This window comes from Paraburkholderia sp. BCC1886, from assembly GCF_900996245.1.
GTDB lineage: Bacteria > Pseudomonadota > Gammaproteobacteria > Burkholderiales > Burkholderiaceae > Paraburkholderia.
Map to the genome: position 1 here is coordinate 225928 of NZ_CAAJGK010000052.1, position 19117 is coordinate 245044.

General features: G+C 63.3%; 18 protein-coding genes. 13 read left to right on the forward strand and 5 right to left on the reverse strand.

Features of this window, described 5'->3' with window-relative positions:
- Positions 1-3: 3 nt before the first annotated feature.
- The gene (locus FQ746_RS19190) at positions 4-765 is read right to left on the reverse strand and encodes a phytanoyl-CoA dioxygenase family protein (RefSeq protein WP_144111215.1); all 762 of its coding nucleotides are present in this window, start codon (positions 763-765) and stop codon (positions 4-6) included.
- Positions 766-1241: 476 nt separating this feature from the next.
- Between FQ746_RS19190 and FQ746_RS19195 the strand changes: the two genes are divergently transcribed.
- On the forward strand, positions 1242-1610 hold the full coding sequence (locus tag FQ746_RS19195; RefSeq protein ID WP_144111216.1) for a hypothetical protein: 369 nt from the start codon (positions 1242-1244) through the stop codon (positions 1608-1610).
- A 106-nt stretch (positions 1611-1716) separates the two neighbouring features.
- Here the strand turns inward: FQ746_RS19195 and metK are convergent, their stop codons facing one another.
- The gene (gene metK / locus FQ746_RS19200; protein WP_144111217.1) at positions 1717-2907 is read right to left on the reverse strand and encodes a methionine adenosyltransferase; all 1191 of its coding nucleotides are present in this window, start codon (positions 2905-2907) and stop codon (positions 1717-1719) included.
- A gap of 288 nt (positions 2908-3195) precedes the next feature.
- Between metK and FQ746_RS19205 the strand changes: the two genes are divergently transcribed.
- The 9 genes from FQ746_RS19205 to hslU all read left to right on the forward strand — a co-directional run bounded on the left by FQ746_RS19205 (position 3196) and on the right by hslU (position 12804).
- The gene (locus FQ746_RS19205) at positions 3196-4080 is read left to right on the forward strand and encodes a lipid A biosynthesis lauroyl acyltransferase (protein WP_144111218.1); all 885 of its coding nucleotides are present in this window, start codon (positions 3196-3198) and stop codon (positions 4078-4080) included.
- A 60-nt stretch (positions 4081-4140) separates the two neighbouring features.
- Positions 4141-5004 carry a diaminopimelate epimerase gene (dapF, locus tag FQ746_RS19210; RefSeq protein ID WP_144111219.1) on the forward strand — a complete coding sequence of 288 codons (864 nt, stop codon included), beginning with the start codon at positions 4141-4143 and terminating at the stop codon, positions 5002-5004.
- Between the two features lie 158 nt (positions 5005-5162).
- On the forward strand, positions 5163-5858 hold the full coding sequence (locus FQ746_RS19215) for a DUF484 family protein (RefSeq protein WP_144111220.1): 696 nt from the start codon (positions 5163-5165) through the stop codon (positions 5856-5858).
- A gap of 94 nt (positions 5859-5952) precedes the next feature.
- Complete coding sequence (xerC, locus tag FQ746_RS19220) at positions 5953-6891, forward strand: tyrosine recombinase XerC (protein WP_144111503.1); 939 nt, start codon at positions 5953-5955, stop codon at positions 6889-6891.
- A 113-nt stretch (positions 6892-7004) separates the two neighbouring features.
- On the forward strand, positions 7005-8207 hold the full coding sequence (locus FQ746_RS19225; protein ID WP_144111221.1) for a class I SAM-dependent rRNA methyltransferase: 1203 nt from the start codon (positions 7005-7007) through the stop codon (positions 8205-8207).
- Between the two features lie 227 nt (positions 8208-8434).
- Entirely contained in the window at positions 8435-9532 is a 1098-nt protein-coding gene (locus FQ746_RS19230; RefSeq protein WP_144111222.1) for a CobW family GTP-binding protein, read from the forward strand.
- 652 nt (positions 9533-10184) lie between these two features.
- A complete protein-coding gene (gene dksA, locus FQ746_RS19235) occupies positions 10185-10604 on the forward strand; it encodes an RNA polymerase-binding protein DksA (protein WP_144111223.1) in 420 nt (139 codons plus the stop codon).
- Between the two features lie 307 nt (positions 10605-10911).
- A complete protein-coding gene (gene hslV / locus FQ746_RS19240; protein WP_144111224.1) occupies positions 10912-11448 on the forward strand; it encodes an ATP-dependent protease subunit HslV in 537 nt (178 codons plus the stop codon).
- 9 nt (positions 11449-11457) lie between these two features.
- Positions 11458-12804 carry an ATP-dependent protease ATPase subunit HslU gene (gene hslU, locus FQ746_RS19245; protein ID WP_144111225.1) on the forward strand — a complete coding sequence of 449 codons (1347 nt, stop codon included), beginning with the start codon at positions 11458-11460 and terminating at the stop codon, positions 12802-12804.
- A gap of 120 nt (positions 12805-12924) precedes the next feature.
- On the opposite strand, the gene FQ746_RS19250 is transcribed toward hslU, so the two are convergent.
- Together FQ746_RS19250 and FQ746_RS19255 are read right to left on the reverse strand one after the other, a co-directional pair.
- Positions 12925-13467 (reverse strand): response regulator transcription factor, encoded by a 543-nt coding sequence (locus FQ746_RS19250; protein WP_144111226.1) that lies wholly within the window; start codon positions 13465-13467, stop codon positions 12925-12927.
- On the reverse strand, positions 13464-14774 hold the full coding sequence (locus FQ746_RS19255) for an ATP-binding protein (RefSeq protein ID WP_144111227.1): 1311 nt from the start codon (positions 14772-14774) through the stop codon (positions 13464-13466). The genes FQ746_RS19250 and FQ746_RS19255 overlap by 4 nt, the downstream gene beginning before the upstream one ends.
- Before the next feature lie 129 nt (positions 14775-14903).
- On the opposite strand from FQ746_RS19255, the gene FQ746_RS19260 reads away from it, so the two are divergent.
- Positions 14904-16577 carry a tetratricopeptide repeat protein gene (locus FQ746_RS19260; protein ID WP_144111228.1) on the forward strand — a complete coding sequence of 558 codons (1674 nt, stop codon included), beginning with the start codon at positions 14904-14906 and terminating at the stop codon, positions 16575-16577.
- On the opposite strand, the gene FQ746_RS19265 is transcribed toward FQ746_RS19260, so the two are convergent.
- Positions 16547-16765 (reverse strand): cysteine-rich CWC family protein, encoded by a 219-nt coding sequence (locus FQ746_RS19265; RefSeq protein WP_144111229.1) that lies wholly within the window; start codon positions 16763-16765, stop codon positions 16547-16549. The two genes, FQ746_RS19260 and FQ746_RS19265, sit on opposite strands and share 31 nt — an antisense overlap.
- A 223-nt stretch (positions 16766-16988) precedes the next feature.
- Between FQ746_RS19265 and argB the strand changes: the two genes are divergently transcribed.
- Positions 16989-17888 carry an acetylglutamate kinase gene (gene argB, locus FQ746_RS19275; RefSeq protein ID WP_144111231.1) on the forward strand — a complete coding sequence of 300 codons (900 nt, stop codon included), beginning with the start codon at positions 16989-16991 and terminating at the stop codon, positions 17886-17888.
- 156 nt (positions 17889-18044) lie between these two features.
- Positions 18045-18833, forward strand: coding sequence for an HAD-IA family hydrolase (locus FQ746_RS19280; protein ID WP_144111232.1), 789 nt, complete (start codon positions 18045-18047; stop codon positions 18831-18833).
- Positions 18834-19117: the final 284 nt, after the last annotated feature.

The window sequence follows — 19117 nt, forward strand, 5'->3', positions numbered from 1 at the left end:
CGCCTAAAAGGCGATCTCGGGCTTGGCGGCCGAACGGGTACCCGGCAACGGCACGTTGCTCACGCCGTGATAGGTGTACACCAGCGAAAACTTCACCTGATCGCTGATATTTTTGCCCGCCGAGTGCAGCGTGTTGCAGTGGAAAAACACCACGTCGCCCGCCTTCAACTCGGGCGACACCGCGGTGCGGATCCACGCCTGATTCTCTTCCAGGTCGGAGCGGAAGAATTTGGATTCGTCGAAACGTTCGGTCGTAAAAGCGGCGCTGTGCGATTTCGGCACGAGCCAGAGCGCGCCGTTGTCCACCTTCTCTTCACCGACCGCGAGCCAGACCGACACCAGGTCGTCCCGCTCGAACGACCAGTAGCGCACGTCGCGATGCCAGCCCGTCAGGCTGCCGTACGCGGGATGCTTGGTCATCATGCAGTTGTGATGCGCGCGCGACAGACGGGGAGCCTCGCCGAAATACAGCTCCATCCAGCCGCGAATCTCGGGCGCGGTCGCCCATTGCGCAAAACCTGGGTGGCGCCCGTAGGCATCGAGTAAGCGACGTACCGTGTGGCCGCCTGGGGCGTGCTTCGACACCGGTGCGCCGGGATACTGCAAATCCGCTTCGAACTCGATCGGTGTCGCCGCTTCCTGCAGTTGCTGTTCGGCGATCCGTTTGAGTTCGGCACATCGTTCGGGTGACACGAGGCCCGGTACCACGACGAAGCCCTGCTCCCGCAACGTCTGAATCTGCTCTTTCTTCGAATGAAGTGACATGGTGTTCCGTTACTGTCGACTAGCCGATGCTGGATTGTAAAACGGGCGCGATCGCGCTGGCGGCAGTTTCGCCTTTCGCGGATACACGGCGCGGCCCGCAACCTTACGCACGACTTTCAGGCGCAGCGCCCGCCCGCACGCACATCCGGCGTGCGGGCATGCACGGTAAACGATCCTCGCCGGCCAGCAGTCCGTTGTGATCTGGCACCGTACACCCCCGTAAAAACCCGTATTCGCAGGGTAAAAACCGACTTTCTGCGGTCACGATTCGCGTGTAGCCTGCACGCAGTTGCAGCCCTGCTACGTCGTTTAAAGCGGCATGCACTGGCCCACCTGGCCGCTTGCGCCGAATTGTTGTGCGCAATTTTTCATCGAATACCAGGCTTTCGCGCTGTCGCTCGCGACCCGCCATTGGCACATTTGGTGCTCTTACTGGCGCACCTCCGTCGCGCGACACGTTGCCTACTTGTGAAGCCATGCACACTCTTTTCAGCACCCGTCTCACCCGCGCCGCACTGAAGGCCGCGCGTCCGGCGCGCCGCCAGGTAGTTCGCGCGCTCCGTCACCACGCCACGCGCACCCGCGCTCTCGGCGAGCAATGGCGCGACGTCAAAGCCGTCGACAGCATCCGCACCTGGTTCAACACGTTTTTCTCCGCGCTGCGTCTGCAAGGCAGTACGCGCCGTTTCTCGCTGCGCACGCTGTTGCGCAAGCCGACGCCGCTGCGTCTCGCCGCGCCAAAGCGTGCGCCGGTCGCGGCGCTGCAGAACAGTAGCCGCCGGCCGCGCCGGATGTCGACGAACGGCAGCACCGGGTGGTTTGCGTTTGCCTTTGCTAGTCGCTGAATCGCTGAGTCTCTGACCATGCGGCATCGCGAAACATAAAAAAACCCCGCTCGGGCACCAAGCCCAGCGGGGTTTTTAACTTCTGACGGCTCTCAGACGAACGCGTTTATTCAGCCAGCGCGACGACGGGTTCCGTACCGGCTGCTTCAGCCAGCGCCAAAGCCTTGTCCGTGGCTTCCCACGTGAATTCCGGCTCTTCGCGGCCGAAGTGCCCGTAAGCGGCGCTCTTCTCGTACACCGGACGCAGCAGGTCCAGCATCTGGATGATGCCCTTCGGACGCAGGTCGAAATGTTCCTGCACCAGACGCGTAATGGTCGAATCCGACACGCGGCCCGTGCCGAACGTGTTGACCATCACCGAGGTCGGCTGAGCCACGCCAATTGCGTACGACACCTGGATCAGGCAGCGCGACGCCAGACCGGCAGCGACGATGTTCTTCGCCACATAACGGCCGGCATACGCGGCCGAACGGTCGACCTTCGACGGGTCCTTGCCCGAAAACGCGCCGCCGCCGTGCGGTGCCGCGCCGCCGTACGTATCGACGATGATCTTGCGGCCCGTCAGACCGCAGTCGCCTTGCGGGCCGCCGATCACGAACCGGCCGGTCGGGTTCACCAGAAACTTGATATCGCCCTTGATGAGGTCGGCCGGCAGCGTCGGCTTGATGACCTCTTCGATGACGGCTTCACGCAGCGTGGCCAGATCGATGTCCGGCGAGTGCTGGGTGGACAGCACGACGGTGTCGATGGCGTGCGGCTTGCCGTCGACGTAACGCACGGTGACCTGCGATTTCGCATCCGGGCGCAGCCAGGGCAAGCGGCCGTCGCGGCGCAGATTGGCCTGACGTTCGACCAGACGGTGCGACAGGTGAATCGGCAGCGGCATCAGTTCCGGGGTTTCTTCGCACGCATAACCGAACATCAGGCCCTGGTCGCCGGCGCCCTGATCGAGGTTGTTGTCGTGCGCGCGGTCCACGCCTTGCGCGATGTCCGGCGATTGCTTGTCGTACGCGACGAGCACCGCGCAGCCGCGGTAGTCGATGCCGTAGTCGGTATTGTCATAGCCGATGCGCTTGATCGTGTTGCGCGCGACCTGGATGTAATCGACGTTGGCGGTAGTGGTGATCTCTCCTGCCAGCACGACGAGGCCCGTGTTGCACAGCGTTTCCGCGGCGACACGCGAGTACTTGTCTTGCGTCAGGATGGCGTCGAGGATCGCGTCCGAAATCTGGTCCGCGACTTTGTCGGGATGGCCTTCGGAAACGGATTCGGAAGTGAAGAGATAGTCGTTTGCCACGTTGCAGAACTCCGGTTGTGTGGTTACGGGTGAGTTTCACGTAGCCAGCTTCGGGAGCCTGAAGCGGCGACGCTTTAGCGGATTACTTTACCGATGGCGCTTTGCATGTCGTAAAAGACGTGCAATGCTCCGTTCGGCTTCGCCCCGCAAGTTGTCTATTAACTCGGCGAAGCATTTATTATAGCGACTTCTTCTGATTGTCACAGAGTACCCACACGTGCTGTATTTCTTCCCGTTTGCAGGTTTTCCGAGCATTGCGTCGCGAGGCCAATTATTCCCGGAGACACCATGCTGAGCCGTCTCGGCGCCCACGCGGCCATTGCGTTTCTCAAGTTTCTGGCGCTCCTGCCTTACGGATTGGTTGCGCGAATGGGCGACGGTCTCGGCTGGCTGCTTTATCAATTGCCGAGTAACCGCAAACGCATCGTTCATATCAATCTGAGTTTGTGTTTCCCCGAATGGAGCGCCGAACACCGCGAAGACATCGCGCAGAAACATTTTCGCCATGCTATCCGCAGTTATGTCGAGCGCAGCGTGCAATGGTTCGGCTCCGCCCGCAAGCTGGAGAAGCTCGTGCAGGTCGACAGCGAAGTCGATCTGCTCGACCCGGACATGCCGCCCACGCTGTTGCTGGGCGCGCATTTCGTGGGTATCGAAGCCGGCTCGGTGTTTATCAACCATGCGTTGCAGCGGCAATGCGGCGCGCTGTATCAGCCGATGTCGAACAAGGTGCTCGACGACGTGGCCAAAGCAGCGCGCGGCCGTTTCGGCGCGGACATGGCGAGTCGCGCCGACAGCGCGCGCATCGTCCTGCGCTGGTTGCGCGACCGCAAGCCGGTAATGCTCGGCGCCGACATGGATTACGGCGCGCGCAACTCGACCTTCGTGCCGTTTTTCGGCATTCCCACCTGCACGCTGACCGCCGTCGGCCGGCTCGCCCAGGTCGGTCATGCGCAGGTCGTGCCGTTCATCGGCGAGGTGCTGCCGCACTACAAGGGTTATCGGCTGAAAGTGTTCAAGCCGTGGGCCAACTACCCGAGCGGCGACGACGATGCCGACGCGCGCCGCATGAACGCGTTCCTCGAAGAACAGATTCCGTTGATCCCCGAGCAGTACTACTGGGTGCACAAGCGTTTCAAGACGCGGCCGCCGGGTGTCCCCAGCGTGTATTGACACGTACCCGGAATAATCGAAGCCGTCCGCGCCCTCGGGCGCGTCACTTACAATAGCGCGATGAAACTGACTTTCACCAAAATGCACGGCGCAGGTAACGACTTCGTCGTGCTAGACGGCTACACGCAGCCGCTCGCGCTCACGCCGGCACAGGTACGGGCGTTGGCCGACCGTCACTTCGGCGTCGGCGCCGACCAGTTGTTGCTGGTGGAAAAGCCGACCGTGGACGGTGTCGATTTCCGATACCGCATCTTCAATTGCGACGGCGGTGAAGTCGAACATTGCGGCAACGGCGCGCGCTGTTTCGTCAAGTTCGTGCGCGACCGCGGTCTGACCGGGAAGCGCAGCGTGCGCGTGCAAGTGCAGCAAGGCGTGATCACGCTGACCATGCAGGACAATGGCGAAGTGCTGGTCGACATGGGCACGCCGGTATTCGAACCGGAACAGGTGCCGTTCGCGACCAAGGGTCTGGAAGGTCGCCGCGAAGGCGCCGACACGCTCTGGCCGCTCGACGTGAACGGCGTCACCCGCTGGATTTCGGTGGTATCGATGGGCAATCCGCATGCGGTCCAGGTGGTCGACGACGTGGAAGCGTTTCCAGTGCTCGTCGAAGGTCCGGTGATCGAGCGGCATGCGCGTTTTCCGCGCCGTGTGAACGCGGGCTTCATGCAGATCGTCGGCCGCAGCGAAGTCAAACTGCGCGTCTACGAGCGCGGCGCCGGCGAAACGCTCGCCTGCGGAACCGGCGCCTGTGCGGCGGTCGCAGCCGGCATCCGGCGCGGTTTGCTCGACGCGCCGGTGCTGGTGCATACGCATGGCGGCACACTCACCATTACGTGGGACCCGGCGAAGCCCGCCGAACCGCTGTTGATGGCCGGTCCCGCGGCCACGGTATTCGAAGGCGAGATAGAACTGGCCGACTGAATCCGGCCAGGCAGTTCCAGACACGCGGCTGAAAACGCGCCGTTGCAGCGCACCGTTGAAGCACCTCTCACAGTCGGGCGGCGCATTCACCGGACGGCCGACCTCCTTGACCGACGCGTCGCCCCCGGGCGTCGCTCCGTATTGCTTTAGCCGAAACCATGAACGATCGCGAAGTCGTCGAATACCTGCTGGCCAACCCCGAATTCTTCGCCGACCACGCGGAGATGCTCGCGACGGTACGGCTGGCGAACCCACACGGCAAAGCCGCGGTGTCGCTGCAGGAACGGCAGATGGAAATGCTGCGCGACAAGAACAAACTACTCGAACGACGCCTCGCCGAACTGCTGCGCTACGGTCACGAGAACGACAGCATTGCCTCCAGGTTCAATCGCTGGACCTTGCGCGTGATGGCCGAGCGCGACCCCTACGCGTTGCCGCGCACGATCACCGCCGGTCTGCGTGAAGTCTTCGACGTGCCGCAAGCGGCCTTGCGCGTCTGGGATGTCTCCGAGCCGTATGCGCAGGCCGACTTCGCGCGCCATGTCGGCGAGGAAGTCCGCCTCTTCGCGACCAGCCTCACCACGCCGTATTGCGGCGCGAACACCGGTTTCGAGGCCGCGCAGTGGCTGCCGGCGAGTGAAGAGACGCCATCGTCCGATACCCCGCCCAGCACCGAATCGATCGCGCTGCTCGCCTTGCGCGACCCCGAAGGCAAAGAGGAAGCGCCGACGTTCGGTCTGCTCGTGATGGGTTCGGCCGACCCGCGCCGCTTTCACGAAGGAATGGCGACCGACTTCCTGACGCAGATCGGCGGTCTGGCGAGCGCGGCGCTCAGCCGTCTGCTGCCGCGCTGAGCCGGTAGCCCACCCGTAACCGCACTCGCATCCGCCCCGCATCGTGACCGAACCCTCGACAGAAGCCGCTGACGCAAGCGCAGACGCAGGCGCAATCGCTAAAGCAAGCTCGAGCGACGCCGACCCGATCGCCGCCTATCTGTCGAATCTCGAACACGTGCGGCGGCTGTCCGCGCATACGCTGCGCGGCTACACGCACGAACTGGAACAACTCCGGCTGCTCGCAAAAGGCCGGCCGCTCGAAAGCCTGAGCGCCGTCGATATTCGCGGCGCCGTTTCGCGCGCCCATGCGGGCGGCCTGACGGCGCGTTCGATCGGCCACCGGCTGTCCGCGTGGCGCGCGTTCTACCGCTGGCTGGCAGGCCGGGTCGATCTGCCGTCCAATCCGGTCGCGACGGTGCGCGCACCGAAGCAACCCCGCACGCTGCCCAAAGCCTTATCCGTCGACGACGCCACGCGCCTGATGGAGAGCCCGCCCGCCGACACGCCCGAAGGTCTGCGCGACCATGCCATGCTCGAACTGTTCTATTCGTCGGGTCTGCGGCTGGCGGAGCTGGTCGGTCTCGACGCCCGTTTCGCCGATGCCAACGGCTACCGCTCCGCCGGCTGGCTCAAGCTCGATTCCGCCGAAGTCGAAGTGCTCGGCAAGGGCAACCGGCGCCGCGTCGTGCCCGTCGGCAGCAAGGCGCTCATCGCGTTGCACGCGTGGCTCGCCGTGCGCGACCAGATGGTGAAACACGACCCACATCCGCTCTTCCTGTCGACCCGCGGCAACCGGCTTTCGCCGAACGTGGTGCGCGAGCGCGTGAAGCGCGCTGCCATGGTCGCCGGCATTCCCGCCAACGTGCACCCGCACGTGTTGCGGCATTCGTTCGCCACTCACGTGTTGCAGTCGAGCGGCGACCTGCGCGCGGTGCAGGAACTGCTCGGCCACGCCAGCATCACCGCGACGCAGGTTTATACCGCGCTCGATTTCCAGCATCTCGCGCAGGTCTACGACAAAGCGCATCCGCGCGCTAAAAAACGCGACTGAGTCCGCTGACGCGGCGTGCAGTCTCCGCCTTCGCTTTACCCGCCGTGTGCGCGTGGCTCTCCGTACGCCACGTTTGCCTCGTTCACGCGGCCCATTGCCTTGCTGACACCCTGATGAATATCGTTACGCTCAAACCGTCGAAAGAAAAATCGCTGCTGCGCCGGCACCCTTGGGTCTATGCGAACGCGATCGATCGCGTCGACGGCCATCCCGCGCCCGGCGCCACCGTGCTGGTGCGCGCCCACGACGGCCGGTTTCTCGCGCGCGCCGCCTACAGCCCGCATTCCCAGATCCGCGCGCGCGTCTGGAGCTTCGACGAGGCCGAGCCGATCGACCACGCGTTTTTCAAGCGCCGCGTGCAGCGCGCGCTCGCGCATCGGCGGACGATGGTGCGCGACACCGGCGCCGTGCGACTGATTTTCGGTGAAGCGGACGGCCTGCCCGGCCTGATCGTCGATTGCTACACGGCCGAAGACGCCGGCCAGCGCAGCCAGCTCGTTTGCCAGTTCATGGCGACGGGCGTCGAGGCGTGGAAGGACGCGATCGTCGCCGCACTGGTGGACGCGACGGGCTGCCCGAACGTGTACGAGCGCTCGGACGTGTCGATTCGCCAGAAGGAAGGACTGGAGCAGATCACCGGTGTGCTGGCGGGCGAGCCGCCGTCCGACGCGCTGATCGCGAGCGAAAACGGCGTGCGCTATCACGTCGACGTGCGCAACGGCCACAAAACCGGCTTTTACGTGGATCAGCGGGACAACCGCTTGCTGGTTCAGCAATACGCGCAGGATCGCGACGTGTTGAACTGCTTCTGCTACACCGGCGGGTTTTCGCTGGCGGCGCTGAAGGGCGGCGCGAAGCGCGTGGTGTCGGTCGATTCGTCGGGCGAAGCGCTGGCGCTCGCGCAGCAGAACGTCGTGGCCAACGGCTTCGACGCCGGGCGCGCCACGTGGCTCGACGCCGATGCGTTCAAGACGCTGCGGCGCCTGTACGACGAGGGCGAGCGTTTCGACCTGATCGTGCTCGATCCGCCGAAATTCGCACCCTCGCGCGAGCACGTGGATCGGGCGTCGCGGGCGTACAAGGACATCAACCTGACCGGTCTCAAGCTGCTGCGCCCGGGCGGCCTGCTGTTCACCTACTCGTGCTCCGGCGCGATCGACGCCGAGTTGTTCCAGAAAATCGTCTCCAGCGCGGCGGCCGATGCGCGGGTGGACGCGCGCATTCTCAAGCGGCTGGGCGCAGGCGTCGACCATCCGTTGCTGACGGCCTTCCCCGAAGGGGAGTACCTGAAAGGCCTATTGTTGCAAATCGCCTGATCGCCCATAGTTTCGGGGTTGGTTTTGCGATTCCGCCGGGCTCGCCAGCGTGGGCCCGGCAGATATGTTTCAATACCCGGCCAGGCCAGACGGGGCTTTCGCGCCATGAGGCTGCCGCGCCCCGGCCTATCGCAGTGCGGAAACACCCCATTTCGCGTCCTGTTTTGCGCCCCGTCGCGAGCAGGTGACGCACCGTTCAACATACAGATACAGGCACAGGTACCCACATGATTCCCGTCACTATCCTGACCGGCTTTCTCGGCAGCGGCAAAACCACCCTGCTCAAGCGCATCCTGAACGAACAGCACGGCATGAAGATCGCCGTGATCGAAAACGAGTTCGGCGAAGAGAACATCGACAACGAAATCCTCGTGCAGGACACCGGCGAGCAGATCATCCAGATGAGCAACGGCTGTATTTGCTGCACGATTCGCGGCGACCTGTCGCGCGTGCTCGGCGATCTGGCCGCGCAGAAACAGGCGGGCACGCTCGACTTCGACCGCGTGGTGATCGAGACCACGGGCCTCGCCAATCCGGGGCCGGTCGCGCAGACCTTCTTTATGGACGATCAGATCGCGAACGAATTCCTGCTCGACGCGATCATCACGCTGGTCGACGCGAAGCACGCGAATCATCAACTGGACGAGCATGAAGTGGTGCAGCGCCAAGTCGGTTTCGCCGACCGCCTGTTCATCACCAAGGCCGATCTGGTCGATGAAAAGCACGTGACCGACCTGCGCCACCGCCTGCTGCACATGAACCCGCGCGCGGCCATCAAGGAAGTGAATTTCGGCGAGGCGCCCATCAAGGAGATTTTCGACCTGCGCGGCTTCAATCTGAATTCGAAGCTCGAGATCGACCCGGACTTCCTCGTCGAAGACGACCATTCGCACAATCACGCGCATGCGCACGACGAGCACGGCCACACGCACGCGGATCACGATCATGAGAACTGCGACCACGATCACGGCAAGTGCGATCACGAAGGCCACGATCATGGACACAACCATCACCACGCGCACCACGACGACAAGATCAAGTCGTTCGTCTACCGCAACGACCGCCCGTTCGACCCGAACAAGCTCGAAGACTTCCTCGGCGGCATTCTGCAGATCTACGGCGAACGGCTGCTGCGCTACAAGGGCGTGCTCTATATGAAGGGCGTGGACCGCAAGGTCGTGTTCCAGGGCGTGCATCAGATGATGGGCAGCGACCTCGCCGCGAAATGGCAACCCATCGAAAAGAAGACCAACAAGATGGTGTTCATCGGCATCGAACTGCCGCAAGACCTGATCACCGACGGTCTGGACGCCTGCCTCGCATAAGCGTCAGGCCGTTCCGGGTGGCCGCGCGATTGCGCTCGCACTGTACGCGAGCGCACCGTGCGCACCTCGATTCGGCAGTTTAATTCGCCCGATGTCGACGTCAGGCGTTTGAAATGTCGGGCGTATGAAAAGCGCGTGAAAACCCTGCTGTATTAATGCGTGCACGACCATCGCTTTTTGGTCGGGCGCGCGTTATATTTTCGGGATTACGATGCGCCGTAGGGCGTTTTTCACCAGTTCCGGTGCGAGTTTGTGATTCAGTTACAATACGTGCCCACTGAGAATGACCCCGATTACCGGACCGCGCGTATCCCGCGCCGGGCTTGAAGCGGCGCCGGAAAATCTGCTCCGGAATCGCGCCGTTACGCCGGCCGGCAAAACCTGCAAAGGTACGCGGCCAGCAAATCAGTACCTCAGGAGCATTTGAGAATCGGTTTCCAGAGGAGTTCGGCCCCGCATCGGCGTTTCGACGCCCGGCGTTACGACGCCCGACGTTGCGACGCCCGACGTGTGGGCGCCAGGCGCTTCGGCGTCACGACAGTTGATCGTCCGTGCCCGCCTCGCGCTCAGCGTCCTCGCGGCGCCTTTGCGGGCAATACGAAAGTGCGGGCACTATGTAAGAGTTTTGCCTCACATTGAAGAAGCAAGCCAGATGACGACGAAACGACTCTTGACCGAAGCCGAAATCCTGAAGATGAGCGACAAGGATTACATGAACGAGGATCAGCTCGCCTTCTTCAAGAACAAGCTCGAACAGCTGCAGGCGGACATTCTCCGCAATGCCGGCCAAACTACCGAGAACCTGCGCGAAACCGTAATCGTGCCGGACCCGGCCGACCGCGCCACGATCGAGGAAGAGCATGCGCTCGAACTGCGCACGCGCGACCGCGAACGCAAGCTGCTGAAGAAGGTGCAGCAATCGATCGCGCGCATCGACTCCGGCGACTACGGCTGGTGCGAAGAAACCGGCGAGCCGATCGGCATCCCGCGTATGCTCGCCCGGCCCACGGCCACCCTGTCGCTCGAAGCGCAGGAACGCCGCGAACTGCGTCAGAAGCTGTTCGGCGACTGAATACCTTGCGGCGCGGCTTCGGCTCCGCGCCCTCCAAGCCGCTTCTTCGAGAGGCGCACGGTAATCCGTGCGCCTTTTTTCTTTTGCAATCTCCTGCGCACGCTCATCTGCAGCCAATTCCGGGTTTTTTCTCCGATGCCTTTTGCGGGCTCTTGATATGACCGCGCACGCCCTAAAATAAACCGGACATGCGTTGCACGTGCGCGCGCCGGCAAGATGAGTGTCGCGTCGCGCGTCGTCCGCTTTCAGGATTCACGCGGGGGTGCTGCGCCACCGCGTCCTACCCGTTTTGTAGAGAGGAACGCATATGGAGCAATTTCACGGCACGACGATCGTCTCCGTGCGCCGCGGCGACAAGGTCGCGTTAGGCGGCGACGGCCAGGTGACATTGGGCAACATCGTCATGAAGGGCGGCGCGAAGAAAGTCCGGCGCATTTACAACGGTAAGGTGCTGGTAGGTTTCGCGGGCGGCACGGCCGACGCCTTCTCGCTGCTCGACCGTTTCGAAGCGAAGCTGGAAAAACATCAGGGCAATCTCACGCGGGCCGCCGTGGAACTCGCGAAAGACTGGCGCACCGACCGCATGCTGCGCCGTCTGGAAGCCATGCTCATCACTGCGGACGCCACCACCACGCTCGTCATCACCGGTAACGGCGACGTGCTCGATCCGGAAGGCGGTATCTGCGCAATCGGTTCGGGCGGTTCCTATGCGCAGGCAGCCGCGATCGCGCTTGCGGAAAACACCGAAATGTCACCCCGCGAAATCGTGGAGAAGTCGCTGCAAATTGCCGGCGACATGTGCATCTATACGAACCATAACCGCGTCATCGAGACGATCGAGTAAGGACCCACGATGAGCACCATGACCCCTGCCGAGATCGTCTCGGAACTCGACAAACACATCATCGGCCAAGGCCGCGCGAAGAAAGCCGTAGCCGTGGCGCTGCGTAATCGCTGGCGGCGTCAGCAGGTCGACGAACCGCTGCGCCAGGAAATCACGCCGAAGAACATTCTGATGATCGGACCGACCGGCGTCGGCAAAACCGAAATCGCGCGGCGGCTCGCCAAGCTGGCCGACGCACCGTTCATCAAGATCGAAGCCACCAAGTTCACCGAAGTCGGCTACGTGGGCCGCGACGTCGACAGCATCGTGCGCGACCTGATCGAAATCTCCGTCAAGCAGACGCGTGAAACCGAAATGCGCAAAGTGCGCACGAAGGCTGGAGATCAGGCTGAAGACCGCATTCTCGACATTCTGTTGCCGAGCGCGCGGCCGGTCGGTTTCGGCGCCAGCTCGAATGCGGCGGACACCGTCGACGAAAGCGGCAGCACGCGGCAAACCTTCCGCAAGCGCCTGCGCGAAGGTCTGCTCGACGACAAGGAAATCGAACTCGACGTCGAGCAGCCGCAAGCCGGCATGGACATCATGGGGCCGCCGGGCATGGAAGACATGACCGAGCAGATTCGTTCGATGTTCGCGAACATCGGCGGCGGCAAGAAAATGCGCCGAAAGCTCAAGGTGAAGGAAGCGCTCAAAGTCCTCACCGACGAAGAAGCCGGCAAGATGCTCAACGACGAAGAGGTGAAAACCAAGGCCGTGCAGAACGTCGAGCAGAACGGCATCGTGTTCCTCGACGAAATCGACAAGATTGCGTCGCGCAACGAAGCCGGCGGCGGTGAGGTATCGCGTCAGGGCGTGCAGCGCGATCTGCTGCCGCTGGTCGAAGGCACCACCATTAACACCAAGTACGGCATGGTGAAGACGGACCACATCCTGTTCATCGCGAGCGGCGCGTTTCATCTGGCCAAGCCGAGCGATCTGATTCCCGAACTGCAAGGCCGTTTCCCGATTCGCGTCGAACTGGACTCGCTGTCGGTCAACGACTTCGAATCGATCCTGGTGTCGACCGATGCGAGCCTCGTCAAGCAATACCAGGCGCTGCTGGCGACCGAAGACGTGCACCTCGAATTCGCCGACGACGGTATTCGACGGCTCGCCGAGATCGCTTATGCGGTGAACGAGAAAACCGAGAACATCGGCGCACGCCGTCTGTACACGGTCATCGAAAAGCTGCTGGAAGAAGTCTCGTTCTCGGCGGGCAATCACTCGGGCCGCACGGTGCAGATCGACGCGGCTTATGTCGATCGCGCGCTGAACGAAGTGGCGGAAGACGAAGATCTGTCGCGCTACGTGTTGTGATTTTTCGTGATTTTTTAGTGATGCCGCTCACGCCTGATTAGCATCACGCGTGGTCGTAAAAAACGGGCTGCCTTTAATCGGGCAGCCCGTATTTTTTGGCGCGTGCAGCAGGCCTTCGCCTTATTGCTTGACCGGCCGCTTCGCCAGCTTGCGCTGCAAGGTCCGCCGATGCATGTTCAACGCACGCGCAGTGGCCGAGATATTGCCGCCATGTTCGGCCAGCACGCGCTGAATATGCTCCCACTCCAGACGCGCGACGGATAACGGCGTGGGATGCTCGATCGCTTCGTCCGCCTGCAGCGAACTCGCTTCGCTTTGCAGCGCCGACAGAATCGTCTCGACGTTCGCCGGTTTCGCGAGGTAATTGTCGGCGCCGTCCTTGACCGCCTGCACCGCGGTCGCGATGCTCGCATAACCGGTGAGCACCAGCATGCGCGCGTCCGGTTGCAGATCTCGCAACGGAGCGACGAGCGTGAGTCCCGAGTCGTTGCCGAGATGCAGGTCCACCGTGATCTGGCTGAACTTTTGCTGATTGGCGAGCTTGATTGCCTCGTCCGCGTTGTGCGCCTCGCTCACCGTATAGCCACGGCGAGTCAGACCGCGGGCGAGGATGCCGGAGAACACCTCGTCGTCGTCGATCACCAGAAAATTCATTTCACTCATGCCTGTTTCTCCGTGTTGTAGGGCGCGGCGTCCTGATGGGCCGCACCTGATAATTTTCGCCCCGAGAGCGGTAGTCGAAGAATCGCGCGCGTGCCGGGCGGCCTGATCGCGCTCACATCGGTGAGTTCGATGGTGCCGCGCAAACGCGCCGCCGCCGAAAACGCCAGGTACAGACCCACGCCATGGCCGCCCTGCGTGCTCTCGACCGGCATGGCGCCGAGCGAGCCACGCAACGCGGCCGGAATGCCGGGGCCGGCATCGCACACTTCGAAAACAATCTGGTCGCCACGCGCCGCGAGCGCACAGGACAGGGTCACGTAATCGCGACTGGCCCGCGCGGCATTGTCGAGCAGAATCGTGAGAATCTGGCTCACGGCAACCGTGTCGTCAAGACTGACGTCTTCCGGCGGCACGCCGATCCGTTCGAACTTCACATGCGGATGGCGCAGGCGCCACTGCTCGCCGAACGACTCGAGCCACTCGCCGACCGGTTGCCGGTTGGTGGTGGTGGACGCACGACTGCGCAACCGCGCGAGCGCCGACGTGCAGAGTGTCATTTGCTGCTCGAGCAGTTCGAAGTCGGCGCTGTAGGGTGCGAGGCCTTGATCGGAACGGGCGGCATCGCGCAACTCTTCGGACAACATCGCAATTGTAGACAGAGGCGTGCCGATTTCGTGAGCGACAGTCGCCGCCTGAACCCCGAGCGCGACCGCGCGTTCGTCGTGAAGCAAGCGCTGCTGCGCGTCTCCGAGCGCTGCGTCACGTAGCCGCAGAGCGCGCGACATACGCGCGACGAACCATGCGATGAGCCCCACGCTCACCATGAAGTTCACCCACATGCCGGCGCGATAGTAGTCGAACAGGTTGGCGGGATTGTCGAGATTGAGCGGCACCGAATCGAAGCCGAGTACCGCGTAGCAGGCTACGGCGAACGCGGCGAGCCACACCATCAGACGCCAGGGGAGCACCGCGGCCGCGATTGCCAGCGACGGCAGATACAGCGAGACGAATGGATTGGTAGTGCCGCCGGAAAGAAACAGCAGCGCGGACAGTGCGCCGAGATCCACCCAGATCTGCCCGAACAATTCCATGTTCGACTCGGGCCGTTGACGCGACACGCGCCACCACGTCAAAGCGTTAAAAAGTATTTCGAGCGTGATGACCAGCAACATGGCGGGCAGCGGCAAATGCACGCCGATGAAGTTTTGCACGATGGCAATCGTCGCCAACTGACCTAAGATGGCTAGACAGCGCAGCCAGAACAGATGCCCCAGATTGACCCGGCCCGTATTGGTGATTCGATGCATGACTTTATTTACCTGTTCGGACTAGTCCGACTGACCTCGCTGATCCGCGCCGTTAACATGGCACCTTTGCGATAGCGCCGCACGGGCCCATTGCTTGTTCATCGGTGCTCGCTACGCGCGAACTTCTCCATGCCGTCTACTTCTTCTGCTTCTGCTCCAGTGCCTGAGTCTCACGTCTCGTCAGCTTTCCTGAGCTTTCTGCGACGTGCCGCCACAGCGCGACAAAACGGCACCGCGGAAGACGAAGCCGACTGCCTCGATTCAGCGGCACGACTTCATCCGCTCGACGACGCAGCGCTCGAATCGCTGGTGCTCGGCCTGCTCGCACGGCATGAATACGACGAGGCCGTCGAACTCGCCGCCATTATTGCGCAACTCGATTCCCACCGCGCACCGGCGCACTTCCGTCACGGCTATGCACTGCAAATGGCGAACCGGCATCACGAGGCCATCGCTCCGTATCGCCTCGCACTCGCCATCGACCCGCAACTGCCACGGCTGCGCAGCAATCTCGCCGGCGCGCTAATGCTTACAGGCGGCGCAAGAAGCGAGCAGATCGCGCTGCTGGAAAGCGCGGTGCGCCACGACCCAAACGAAGGCGATAGCTGGACCAATCTCACGCAGGCCTACCGCGCGAACATGGATCTGGCGAACGCGCTCACGGCCGGCCAACGCGCCGTGCACTGTGCGCCGCATAGCCCGCTTGCGCTGAACAACTACGCGCTGACCTTGCGCGAAGCCCAGCGCTGGGACGAAGCGGAACAAGCGGCACTCGCCGCTTGTGATCTGGCGCCGCAGGACGCCACCTTGCGCTCTAACCTGGGTATGTTGCAACTCATGCGCGGCGATTACCCACAGGGCTGGTTGTCGCACGAGGCGCGCTGGGACGGCTCGTTCGAACTGGGCGGCAACCGCCCCGCGCTGCCCGGCCCGACGTGGCGAGGCGAATCGCTGGCCGGCAAAACGCTGCTGGTGTGGGGCGAGCAGGGCATGGGCGACGTGTTGCAGTTCAGCCGGTATATCCCGCTGCTCGCCGGGCGCGTGCATCGCGAAGGTGGCCGTCTCATCTGGAATTCGTTTCCGCAGATGGGTGCGCTGCTGGCGCGAAGTCTGGGCAGTCACGTGGACAGGTACTGCGCCGGCGGCGGCGCCGATTCGTTGCCGCCGTTCGATTACGAGATTCCGCTGCTCAGCCTGCCGCTGATCTTCGGCACCTGCGAAGCGACCATTCCGGCGGCGCAAGCGTATCTACGCCCGGACCCGACCGCGCTCGCGTCGTGGCAACGCCGGCTCGCCGGCGAGACGCGACTCAAGGTCGGCCTGACGTGGACGGGCAGTCCAGGCCACCAGCGCAATCCCTTCCGGCGCGTGGGATGCGAGCGCTACGCCGCGCACTTCGGCGGCCTGCGCGATGTGGCGTTTTATTCACTACAACCCGGCGCCGGTGCCGACGTAGCCGCCGCCCGTGCAGCCGGTCTGCCGATGACCGACCACACCGCCGAACTGACAAGCTTCGACGACACCGCCGCGCTGGTCGGCGCGCTCGATCTCGTCATCACCGTGTGCACGTCGGTGGCGCATCTGAGCGGTGCGCTCGGCCAGCGCACCTGGGTGCTGCTCGACGTCAATCCTCACTGGGTGTGGCTGCTCGGTCGGAGCGACAGCCCGTGGTATCCGCGCGCCACGCTTTACCGGCAGCCGGGCTTCGGGCTATGGGAGCCCGTGCTCGACACCGTTGCTCGCGACCTGCGCGCATTGGCAGCGTCCTGCGCTCACGCAGGCCCGGCTCGCCCCGCTTCCTGAGCCGCCTGCGCGATTTCCGCCACGAGGCATTCCGGGCATAAGCAGCCGCGCGCGGCATCGAGCTTTCCGGACGGCAGCACCGGCATGGCCTGGCACCAGCATTCGAACGGCTGCGCATGCCGTCCGCAATCGAATGCGCTGCCGCAGCGCGGGCAAAGGGGAGTGTCTTGGGAGCGGACGGAATTCATGATGGACTGGTCGATCTCGCTTCAGTCACGGTCGGGAGATGATGCCACGAGCGCCGTCCGACCGTGAGTCGTCCGTTCGGCCAATTACCAGCGTGCCCGCGACGCGCTACGCTACCTTCTTCACCGATGCCTGCAAGTCCCGACGCCATGGAAAACCCTGTCGCGCCGCGTCAGTCCTGTACAATTCGGCCTGTTTTAACTGTCCGTACCTGAGCCTGCCGCCATGTCCGAGCTTCCCGACCTTTCGCAGATCGCGCCCACCCTGAAGGCTGAAATCCTGGCCGAGGCGCTGCCTTACATTCGCCAGTATCACGGTAAGACCGTGGTCATCAAATACGGCGGCAACGCCATGACGGAAGAGCGCCTGAAACAGGGTTTCGCGCGCGATGTGATTCTGCTCAAGCTGGTCGGCATCAACCCGGTCATCGTGCACGGCGGCGGCCCGCAGATCGACCACGCGCTGAAGAAAATCGGCAAGCAGGGCACCTTCATTCAAGGTATGCGCGTCACCGACGAAGAGACGATGGAAGTCGTCGAATGGGTGCTCGGCGGCGAAGTGCAGCAGGACATCGTCACGCTCATCAATCATTTCGGCGGTCATGCGGTCGGCCTGACCGGCAAGGACGGCGGCCTGATTCACGCGCGCAAGATGCTCATGCCCGACCGCGACAATCCGGGCCAGTATCTCGACATCGGCCAGGTAGGCGAAGTCGAAGCCATCAACCCGGCGGTCGTCAAGGCGCTGCAGGACGACGCCTTTATTCCGGTCATCTCGCCCATCGGTTTCGGTGAAGACGGCCTGTCGTACAACATCAACGCCGACCTGGTCGCCGGCAAACTGGCGGTCGTGCTGAACGCCGAAAAACTGGTGATGATGACCAACATTCCAGGCGTGATGGACAAGGAAGGCACGTTGCTCACCGACCTGTCGGCTCGCGAAATCGACGGCCTGTTCGCCGACGGCACGATCTCCGGCGGCATGCTGCCGAAAATCTCGTCGGCGCTGGATGCGGCCAAGAGCGGCGTGCGTTCGGTGCACATCATCGACGGCCGGATCGAGCACTCGGTGCTGCTGGAAATTCTCACCGAACAGCCGTTCGGCACGATGATCCGTTCGCACTGAGTTATACCGGCTCGATACCGGCTCGATACCGGCTCGATACCGGCTTGATCCCCGCGTGATCCCCGCCTCTTCTCCGGCAGACTCCATGCGTCGACCCGACGCGCGGAGTCTGCCAGGCAGTCCCGCTGCCGCCAGCGCCTGAACGGCGAAACCACCATGCGCACTCCCACCTCCCGACGTCGTCGTCCGCACATCGCCGGCGGCAGTCCGGTCTGGCTGTTCGATCTCGACAACACGCTGCATCGCGCGTCGCACGCCATTTTCCCGGCGATCAATCACGGCATGACGCAGTACATCGTCGACACGCTGCAGGTCGATCTCGCCGAAGCCAACCGCCTTCGCAGCGGCTACACGGAGCGCTACGGCGCGGCGCTGCTCGGCCTCACGCGCCATCATCCGCTCGACGGCAACGACTTCCTGAAAGTGGTTCACACGTTCCCCGATCTGGGCTCGATGATCCGCTCCGAACGCGGTGTCGCGCGCCTCGTCGCGGCGCTGCCGGGCCGCAAGATCGTGTTGACCAACGCGCCCGAAGAATACGCGCGCGCGGTGCTCGCCGAGTTGCGCATCGAGCGGCTATTCGAACAGGTGATCGCCATCGAACACATGCGCGATCGCCGCCAATGGCGCGCGAAGCCCGATCACGCGATGCTGCGCAAAGCCATGCGCGACGCGCACGTGGCGCTCAAGGACGTGATCCTGGTCGAAGACACGCGCTCGCATCTGAAAAACTATCGGCGCCTCGGCATCCGCACCGTGTGGATCACCGGGCACCTGCCGCGCAAGCCGCACGCGGACGGCGTGCCGACGCGTCTGCCGGGAACCGGCCGGCCGCATTACGTCGACCGCACTATTCGTTCGTTGAGATCGCTACGACTGGGCACCCGCTCGGTTCGCCTGAAGGGACAGCAGACGAAACGACAGTCGCCCGCCGCCAGCCGATAGACAGGCGTGACGCAGTCGAAAACAGCGTAGCCAGACACGAACCGACGCCGGGCGCCTCGCCCAAGTCCTCGCGCCGGAAGCCAGGCGAGCGCCGCGTCCACATCCCGCAGACCCCAGCCGGCGCGACGCTTACGCGCGAGATTTTCCGCTATACTTTGCGCCACTCATCACGCGCCGATTTGCTGACTCGATTGCGGGCGCGCGAACTGCAGGGAGTTTCCCGCGGTTCACTACAAATGCGGCTAAAGAGGTTGTCAGCCGCGCACATCGCTTCTCCTCCGTGC